The 2,535-nt window shown below is 50.1% G+C and carries 1 rRNA gene; it reads right to left on the minus strand.

From position 1 onward, the window contains the following. A 23S ribosomal RNA gene (locus CQZ94_RS30445) occupies positions 1–2,353 on the minus strand; the annotation flags it as partial. Positions 2,354–2,535: the final 182 nt, after the last annotated feature.

Below are 2,535 nucleotides of genomic sequence, written 5' to 3' on the forward strand. Positions count from 1 at the left end.
CTTTGCACTCTACGAATGATTTCCAACCATTCTGAGGGAACCTTTGGGCGCCTCCGTTACACTTTAGGAGGCGACCGCCCCAGTCAAACTGCCCACCTGACACTGTCTCCCGGGTCGATAAGACCCGTAGGTTAGAATTTCAATACAGTCAGGGCGGTATCCCACCAGCGCCTCCACCGAAGCTAGCGCTCCGGTTTCAATGGCTCCCGCCTATCCTGTACAAACTGTACCAAAATTCAATATCAGGCTACAGTAAAGCTCCACGGGGTCTTTCCGTCCTGTCGCGGGTAACCTGCATCTTCACAGGTACTATAATTTCACCGAGTCTCTGGTTGAGACAGTGCCCAAATCGTTACACCTTTCGTGCGGGTCGGAACTTACCCGACAAGGAATTTCGCTACCTTAGGACCGTTATAGTTACGGCCGCCGTTTACTGGGGCTTCAGTTCAGAGCTTCGCTTACGCTAACCCCTCTCCTTAACCTTCCAGCACCGGGCAGGTGTCAGCCCCTATACTTCGCCTTACGGCTTCGCAGAGACCTGTGTTTTTGCTAAACAGTCGCTTGGGCCTATTCACTGCGGCTTTCCGTTAAGAAAGCACCCCTTCTCCCGAAGTTACGGGGTCATTTTGCCGAGTTCCTTAACCAGAGTTCTCTCGCACACCTTAGGATTCTCTCCTCGCCTACCTGTGTCGGTTTGCGGTACAGGCACCTTTTATCTCGCTAGAAGCTTTTCTTGGCAGCGGGGAATCAAAGACTTCGCTCCATAAGGAGCTTCCCCATCACAGCTCAGCCTTCACGATAAGCGGATTTGCCTACTTATCAGCCTAACTGCTTGGACGTGCACAACCAATCGCACGCTTCTTCTATCCTTCTGCGTCCCTCCATTGCTCAAACGATAAAGAGGTGGTACAGGAATATCAACCTGTTGTCCATCGCCTACGCCTGTCGGCCTCGGCTTAGGTCCTGACTAACCCTGAGCGGACGAGCCTTCCTCAGGAAACCTTAGGCATTCGGTGGACGGGATTCTCACCCGTCTTTCGCTACTCATACCGGCATTCTCACTTCTAAGCGCTCCACCAGTCCTTCCGGTCTGACTTCACTGCACTTAGAACGCTCCCCTACCACTGATACCATTGGTATCAATTCGCAGCTTCGGTGGTGTATTTAGCCCCGGTACATTTTCGGCGCAGAGTCACTCGACTAGTGAGCTATTACGCACTCTTTAAATGGTGGCTGCTTCTGAGCCAACATCCTAGTTGTCTAAGCAACTCCACATCCTTTTCCACTTAATACACACTTTGGGACCTTAGCTGGCGATCTGGGCTGTTTCCCTCTTGACTACGGATCTTATCACTCGCAGTCTGACTCCTAAGGATAAGTCATTGGCATTCGGAGTTTGACTGAATTCGGTAATCCGATGAGGACCCCTAGTTCAATCAGTGCTCTACCTCCAAGACTCTTACACTTAAGGCTAGCCCTAAAGCTATTTCGGGGAGAACCAGCTATCTCCAGGTTCGATTGGAATTTCTCCGCTACCCACACCTCATCCCCGCACTTTTCAACGTGCGTGGGTTCGGGCCTCCATTCAGTGTTACCTGAACTTCACCCTGGACATGGGTAGATCACCTGGTTTCGGGTCTACGACCACGTACTAAACGCCCTATTCAGACTCGCTTTCGCTGCGGCTCCGCCTCTTCAGCTTAACCTCGCACGGGATCGTAACTCGCCGGTTCATTCTACAAAAGGCACGCCATCACCCATTAACGGGCTCTGACTATTTGTAGGCACACGGTTTCAGGATCTCTTTCACTCCCCTTCCGGGGTGCTTTTCACCTTTCCCTCACGGTACTGGTTCACTATCGATCACTAGGGAGTATTTAGCCTTGGGAGATGGTCCTCCCAGATTCCGACGGAATTTCACGTGTTCCGCCGTACTCAGGATACATTCAAGAGAGAACGAAGTTTCGACTACGGGGTTATTACCCTCTGTGACGGACCTTTCCAGGTCGCTTCGTCTACCTCGTTCCTTTGTAACTCCGTATAGAATGTCCTACAACCCCAAGAGGCAAGCCTCTTGGTTTGGGCTAGATTCCGTTTCGCTCGCCGCTACTCAGGAAATCGCATTTGCTTTCTCTTCCTCCAGGTACTTAGATGTTTCAGTTCCCTGGGTCTGTCTTCCATACCCTATGTATTCAGGTAAGGATACCATACCATTACGTATAGTGGGTTTCCCCATTCGGAAATCTTCGGATCAAAGCTTACTTACAGCTCCCCGAAGCATATCGGCGTTAGTCCCGTCCTTCATCGACTCCTAGTGTCAAGGCATCCACCGTGCGCCCTTTCTAACTTAACCAAACTAAAATTAAAAAAATATGAGCTACACTGTTATCTAGTTTTCAAAGAACATACATTTAAACTTGAGAGATAGTTCTCTCAAAACTGAACGAAACAAAACAAGTCAACGTTTATTGATGAACTGCGTTCATCAATTCTCCATAGAAAGGAGGTGATCCAGCCGCACCTTCCGATACGGCT

The organism is Bacillus sp. MYb209 (assembly GCF_002975175.1).
In the GTDB taxonomy this organism is placed as follows: Bacteria; Bacillota; Bacilli; order Bacillales; family Bacillaceae_G; genus Bacillus_A.